The 6816-nt window shown below is 40.4% G+C and carries 11 protein-coding genes; all 11 read right to left on the reverse strand.

Annotated features, from left to right (window positions below):
* Positions 1–3: 3 nt before the first annotated feature.
* Positions 4–1083, reverse strand: a complete 1080-nt coding sequence (locus J6O61_RS11310; protein WP_292213164.1) for a TRAP transporter substrate-binding protein — start codon at positions 1081–1083, stop codon at positions 4–6.
* A gap of 216 nt (positions 1084–1299) precedes the next feature.
* Positions 1300–1518, reverse strand: coding sequence for a translation initiation factor IF-1 (gene infA / locus J6O61_RS11315; protein ID WP_013280019.1), 219 nt, complete (start codon positions 1516–1518; stop codon positions 1300–1302).
* Between the two features lie 23 nt (positions 1519–1541).
* Entirely contained in the window at positions 1542–2300 is a 759-nt protein-coding gene (gene map, locus J6O61_RS11320) for a type I methionyl aminopeptidase (RefSeq protein ID WP_292213168.1), read from the reverse strand.
* Positions 2293–2937, reverse strand: a complete 645-nt coding sequence (locus J6O61_RS11325) for an adenylate kinase (protein ID WP_292213171.1) — start codon at positions 2935–2937, stop codon at positions 2293–2295. Before J6O61_RS11325 ends, map begins: the two co-directional genes overlap by 8 nt.
* Before the next feature lie 109 nt (positions 2938–3046).
* The gene (gene secY / locus J6O61_RS11330; RefSeq protein ID WP_292213174.1) at positions 3047–4366 is read right to left on the reverse strand and encodes a preprotein translocase subunit SecY; all 1320 of its coding nucleotides are present in this window, start codon (positions 4364–4366) and stop codon (positions 3047–3049) included.
* Positions 4366–4806 carry a 50S ribosomal protein L15 gene (gene rplO, locus J6O61_RS11335; protein ID WP_292213177.1) on the reverse strand — a complete coding sequence of 147 codons (441 nt, stop codon included), beginning with the start codon at positions 4804–4806 and terminating at the stop codon, positions 4366–4368. Before rplO ends, secY begins: the two co-directional genes overlap by 1 nt.
* 117 nt (positions 4807–4923) lie before the next feature.
* On the reverse strand, positions 4924–5112 hold the full coding sequence (gene rpmD, locus J6O61_RS11340; RefSeq protein WP_022764368.1) for a 50S ribosomal protein L30: 189 nt from the start codon (positions 5110–5112) through the stop codon (positions 4924–4926).
* Between the two features lie 14 nt (positions 5113–5126).
* Entirely contained in the window at positions 5127–5636 is a 510-nt protein-coding gene (rpsE, locus tag J6O61_RS11345; protein ID WP_022772944.1) for a 30S ribosomal protein S5, read from the reverse strand.
* Between the two features lie 18 nt (positions 5637–5654).
* Positions 5655–6023: a 50S ribosomal protein L18 gene (gene rplR / locus J6O61_RS11350; protein WP_292198979.1), complete on the reverse strand. Its 369-nt coding sequence runs from the start codon at positions 6021–6023 to the stop codon at positions 5655–5657.
* Between the two features lie 21 nt (positions 6024–6044).
* Positions 6045–6584 carry a 50S ribosomal protein L6 gene (gene rplF, locus J6O61_RS11355; protein ID WP_292213180.1) on the reverse strand — a complete coding sequence of 180 codons (540 nt, stop codon included), beginning with the start codon at positions 6582–6584 and terminating at the stop codon, positions 6045–6047.
* A 15-nt stretch (positions 6585–6599) separates the two neighbouring features.
* The coding region (rpsH, locus tag J6O61_RS11360; RefSeq protein WP_292213184.1) for a 30S ribosomal protein S8 at positions 6600–6816 on the reverse strand (217 nt) is incomplete at its 5' end.

The following is a 6816-nucleotide window of genomic DNA, read 5'->3' on the forward strand; positions in this document are numbered from 1 at the left end:
TTATCACTTCATATCAACAATTTTCTGATAATAGTCTTCAAGACCTTTGATGTTCTCCTCGATTACAGGCTTAACTGCTTCCTGCCACGGAGTGATATCTTCAACTTCAATGATATTTACCCCTTCAGCTTTGAGTTCTTCCAATACAGCATTCTCTTTTTCTTCTGAAATTGAACGATTATATTCTGAAGCTGCCTTGCCGGCTTCAACAAGAATCTGCTGCTGATCTGCAGAAAGCTTATTCCATGCATCGTCAGTAATAATTACCTGAATAGCTCCAAGTGTATGTCCGTCAAGAATCATATAAGGTGCAACTTCCGGAAACGCATTAGACTTATAATTGGCTATAGGCTGCTCAGCACCGTCAACTACACCTGTCTGGAGAGCTGAATAAAGTTCACCAAAGCTGACAACTGTAGGAGAAGCACCAAGTCCTTCAACAAGACCATTCATAATAGGGTCATTTGAAACGCGAAGCTTCATTCCCTTGAATGAACTAATATCTGTAACTTCATTTACTGTGAAGAAATGACGGAAACCTTCTTCTCCATAGAAAAGACCTCTTACACCACTTCCATTTTCTGAAGGTTCCTGAAGGAATTCCTGTGCAAGATCTGATGTTGCGAAATTCCAGAAGTGATCACGACTTGTAAAGATATAAGGAAGAGAAAGAAGCATAGACTTCTGTCCGCCATAGCTTGTAAGCGCAAAAGCAGAAATTCTTGACATATCAATTGTTCCGCCTCCGCCAAGCATCGTGTCTAATACATCATTTTCAGATCCAAGTACTCCACTTGCCTGAAGGTCAATGATGATTGAACCATTTGATCTTGCCTCAACCTCTTCTTTAAACTTCTGGTCTGTCATACCTACAATGGTATCAAGAGGGTTAACCTCAGCCATAACAAGTGTGATAGCATCCGCTGCAGGTGTAACTGTCTCTGTGCTTTCAGTCTGCGTTGTCTCTTCTTTCTGTTCCGCTGCGGGTGTTTCTGCCGGCGCTTCAGGAGCAGATACTCCACATGCCACAACAGATAGTCCCATTGCTAACGCCATAAGAACTGATACAACTCTTTTTTTCATTTCTGTAACCTCCCGTTATAAAATTAAATTAGTGCAATAAAAAAATGACATTGTCTTTCGACAATGCCATTATATGTTACCGCGAAGGGCGGTAAAATCGGACATTATTATCATAGCCTAGCATATTTTTAACAATAGTGGCAGTTGCTTTATATTAGCCGGAATATATGACTTCAATCTAATCCGGAAATATAAAAACACCTACACTATTATGGATTATTTATCTCTCCAGATAATTCTTCCTTTTGTAAGGTCATATGGTGAAAGTTCAAGTGTAACCTTGTCACCGGGTAAGATTCTGATGAAGTTCTGACGAAGCTTACCACTGATATGGGCAAGAACTACATGTCCATTCTCAAGTTCAACCTGAAACATAGTGTTTGGTAGCTTCTCAATAACCTTTCCTTCGATTTCAATTACATCAGCCTTAGACATTTCTTTCCTCCTATCCTTTACTATCAAATAATAGTTAATATCTCTGGTTCGCCATCTGTTATAGCGATCGTGTTTTCATAATGTGCTGCCAGAGAGCCATCAACAGTTACAACTGTCCACTCATCATCAAGCCATCCAACATACCTCTCCCCCATAGTTATCATAGGTTCAACACATATTGTCATGCCCTTTTTGAGTTTAACACCCGGAAGCAATTTTTTATAGTTAGGTACCATTGGTTCTTCATGAAGACTTTTTCCGATACCATGACCTGTCAACTCTCTTACTATACCATATCCGAAGGGTGTAATGTAGTCATCAATCGCTCTGGATATTTCATGTAATCTGTTTCCGGCCCTTGCTTTCTTTATGCCTTCAAAAAAACTTTGTCTGGTAACGTCAATGAGCTTTTGTGCTTCATCGCTTATTTTACCGACGCCCCAGGTTCTGGCCGCATCGGAATGATACCCTTTATATATGAGTCCTGTATCGAAGGTTACAATGTCACCCTCATTAAGGATTCTATCAGCACTTGGAATTCCGTGAACAACTTCGTCATTCACAGAAATGCAAACAGAAGCGGGAAATCCCTCATAGTTCTTGCAATTAGGTATTCCACCAAGAGAACGGATAGTATCTTCTCCAATTCTATCAAGTTCTAAAGTTGAAATTCCGGGCTTAAGCGCATCGTGAAGTGCCTCATGCACCTTGGCAAGTCGTTGCCCGGACTGTCTCATAAGATCGATTTCTTCATCAGTCTTAATTGTAATAACTTTACGCATTCAAAATACCTACGATATTGCTGAAAACTTCCTGCATATCCTTTGTACCGTCAACTGTCTTTAGTATATTCTTCTTATCATAATAGTCAATAAGAGGCTGGGTCTGCTCGTGATAAACTGACAATCTGTTCTGAACTGTTTCAGGCTTATCATCATCTCTCTGAACAAGTTCACTGCCGCACTTATCACAAATACCTTCCTGTTTAGGTTTAATATGCTCTATATGATAAGTTGCACCACATTTTAGGCATGCTCTCCTACCGGACATTCTGCGAACAATATTCTCATCAGGAACATCAACATTAATAGCGAAATCAACTTTATCCCCAAGTTTTGTAAGTTCACTGTCAAGAACATCAGCCTGAGGTATAGTACGTGGAAAACCATCAAGAACATAACCATTCTTGCAATCTTCATTTGCAACTCTGTCCAAAAGAAGCTGTACTGTAAGCTCATCCGGAACAAGCTGTCCCTTATCCATGAACTCTTTAGCCTTCTTACCAAGCTCTGTTCCATTTTTGATATTCGCTCTAAATATGTCTCCGGTAGAAATGTGTGGGATATTATATTTATCCGCAATCATCTGAGCCTGTGTTCCTTTTCCTGCGCCGGGTGCGCCCAACATTATTATCTTCATACCCATAACCCTCTTTTATTTTTAAATAAAATCCAATATTCTGATTAAAGACAAATAAGAGGTTGCAAGGGCGCAAATGCATCCCCTGCGACCTCTTTTAAGTTACCAATTAATCTTCCAGGAATCCTTTGTAATTACGTACAAGCATCTGAGATTCAACCTGTTTGATTGTCTCCAGAATAACACTTACCACAATGATAAGGCTTGTTCCACCGAATGAAACGCTTGCTCCAAACATACCATTAAAGAAGATAGGTAATACACCAATTATTGTAAGACCACATGCTCCGATGAAAATGATATAGTTCAGAATACTTGTGAGGTAATCACTAGTAGGCTTACCTGGTCTGATTCCAGGAATAAAGCCGCCCTGCTTTTTCATATTATCTGCAATCTCAATCGGATTAAATGTGATTGAGGTATAGAAATATGCAAAAAAGATAAGCAGTAAAATATACACAACCAAACCAATAGAATAATTCCAATGATTTGGATTGCACCAGTTACTCTGGTTCAAATATGCAATGAACTGTCCCCAGGCTCCTGATCCATTATAGCCAACAAGCTGGCTTATAATGATAGGGAACTGGAAAAGTGACATTGCAAAGATAATAGGCATAACGCCTGCTGTATTGACCTTGAGAGGAATCTCCGAACGGTTTCCGCCGTAAGTTTTTCTTCCCTGAATCTTCTTGGCATACTGAACAGGAATTCTACGTTCAGCACCATTAAGAAGAACAACCAATACTACCATTGCAATAATAACTGCAATAATAACAATTGCTGATACTACTCCCCTTGCAATAGGCTTGCCGCTCACAAACTGACCAAACAGTGAGCTTATATCTGACGGCATTCTTGAAAGAATGTTGATAGTCAGAACTATTGATATACCGTTTCCAACCCCATTTTCTGTGATTCTTTCACCAATCCACATCAGGAATGCACTACCAGCTGTGAGTGCTGCTACAATCTGAACTACAAGGAAAACAGACTGTGAAGTTAAGAAGCCTGTATTTCTGTAGAATCCGATTGCCATTGCGATGGATTCGATAAGTGCCAAAGCTACAGTTATATATCTTGTAAGAGCTGTAAGCTTCTTTCTTCCGTCTTCACCATCTCTCTGCCACTCCTCAAATTTGGGAATAGCAATTGTAAGAAGCTGAATGATAATGGAAGAAGTAATATAGGGTGTTATATTGAGCGCCAAAACTGACATATTCTCAAATGAACCACCTGTAAATCGATCCATAAAGCCAAATGCATCACTCTCTGTCAAACCCTGAAACCAATTTTTGAATACAGATGTATTCATTCCAGGTACCGGAATAGCAGAACCAAGTCTGATCAGGGCTAGCATTGCAAGAGTAAACAGAATTTTCATTCGAATTTCTTTTACTTTTAATGCATTCATTAGGGACTTAAACATTAGATCACCTCTGTTGTTCCACCAAGTGCCTCGATTTTTTCCTTAGCTGATGCGCTGAAAGCGTTAGCCTTAACCGTAAGCTTCTTAGTAAATTCGCCATTTCCAAGAATCTTTACACCGTCAAGTTCTTTCTTTATGATACCATTATCCTTAAGTGCCTGAACATCAACAACTGCTCCGTTGTCAAATACTTCAAGTGCGCTTACGTTGATACCTACGATATTCTTATGGTTGATATTCTTGAAGCCTCTCTTTGGAAGTCTTCTGAAAAGTGGCATCTGACCACCTTCGAAACCAAGTCTTGGAGCTCCTGAACGAGCTTTCTGACCCTTGTGTCCCTTACCGGCAGTCTTACCGTTTCCTGAAGCATGTCCACGGCCTCTTCTAAAACTATCGCTGTGAACTGAGCCTTCAGCAGGTCTTAAGTTGGATAATTCCATGATATTCCTCCTTATAAATACTGGAGCTTGTACCGCTATGCGCAGCATATGTTTATCATACACCACTCGCGTATACGTAGAACAGCTCCAGTCACATTTTATGTTTCAATAACCTTATTAGATTTCTTCAACCTTAACAAGGTGTCTGATCTGCTGAATCTGACCTCTTGTAGCTGAGTTGTCAGGAAGTTCAACAGAACTATTAAGTTTCTTGAATCCCATTGATTTTACTGTTGCTACCTGCTTAGGTACAGCACCGATTGTGGACTTAACCAATGTGATTTTAAGTTTCTTCTCGCTTGCCATCACTCTTCCTCCTATTATGCGGTTACTTCTGAAACTGACTTACCGCGCTTTGCTGCAACTTCTTCAGGTGTCTTTAACTGAGCAAGACCATTGATTGTAGCATAAACAACGTTCTGCTTGTTGTTTGAACCAAGTGACTTAGTTCTGATATTTCTGATTCCGGCAAGCTCACATACGGAACGAGCAGGACCACCGGCGATGATACCAGTACCTTCTGGAGATCTCTTAAGTAAAACTTCAGCAGAGCCAAACTTACCTACGAAATCATGTGTAATACTGTTGTTCTCATCAAGAGGAACAGTAATAAGGTTCTTTGTAGCATCTTCCTTACCCTTACGGATAGCATCTGGGATTTCTGTTGATTTGCCCAGACCAACACCAACGTGTCCATTGTTGTCACCAACTACAACAAGTGCAGTGAACTTCATGTTACGTCCACCCTTAACAACCTTTGTAACACGTTTGATGGTTACAACTTTATCTGTCAATTCGAGCTGACTAGCATCTACGATTGTACGCTTCATTATGTGTTTTCTCCCTTCTTAGAATTCCAGGCCAGCTTCTCTGGCAGCATCAGCAAGTGCTTTTACCTTGCCGTGGTAGATATATCCACCTCTGTCAAATACAACGGCTTTGATACCTTTTTCCATTGCTCTCTGCGCTACTACGCTTCCAACCTTTGAAGCAGCATCAATGTCATCTGTATTTTTAAGCTCAGCCTTGATATCTTTCTCAAGAGTTGAAGCAGATACAATTGTTTTACCGGCTACATCATCAATAACCTGTGCATATACATGATTATTGCTTCTAAATACTGCGAGACGTGGTCTTTCAGCTGTGCCGCTGAAACGATTACGAATCCTCATGTGCTTTTTAGCACGAACTTTTGATCTTGATTCCTTACTAACCATTTTGCACTCTCCTTATCTTAATTATTTCTTACCAGTCTTACCAACTTTACGTCTGATAACTTCATCAGCATACTTGATACCCTTGCCCTTATATGGCTCTGGAGCTCTCTTTTCTCTGATGATAGCAGCGTGCTGTCCAACTGCTTCTTTATCAATTCCCTTAACTGTAATTACCTGACCCTCAACAACTGTCTCGATTCCTTCAGGATCAACAAGTTCTACAGGGTGAGAATAACCAAGTGTCAGAGAGAGTGTCTTACCATTCTTAGCAGCTCTGTAACCTACACCGTTAACTTCAAGCTTCTTTTCGTAGCCATCTGTAACACCAATAACCATGTTGTTAAGAAGGCTTCTTGAAAGACCATGTAAAGCTCTAGTCTTCTTCTGATCGTCAGGTCTCTTAACCTCAATATGTCCATCTTCCTGTGAGAAAATAATCTCAGCCGGGAAAACTCTTGTAAGAGTACCCTTAGGTCCCTTTACAGTCACCTTATTATTTTCTGCAACTTCTACAGTTACACCTGCAGGAATTGCGATTGGCATTTTTCCGATTCGTGACATGCCCGTACCTCCAATTTACCAAATGAATGCAAGAACTTCGCCACCAACCTGAAGCTCTCTTGCTTTTTTATCAGTTACAACGCCCTGGTTTGTAGAAATAATTGCAATACCAAGACCACCTAATACTCTGGGAAGCTCATCCTTGCCTGCGTATACACGAAGACCAGGCTTTGAGATTCTCTTAAGACCTGTGATAACCTTATCGTTTCTGTCAGCACCATACTTAAGAGTG

This window comes from Butyrivibrio sp. (assembly GCF_017635265.1).
GTDB lineage: Bacteria > Bacillota > Clostridia > Lachnospirales > Lachnospiraceae > Butyrivibrio.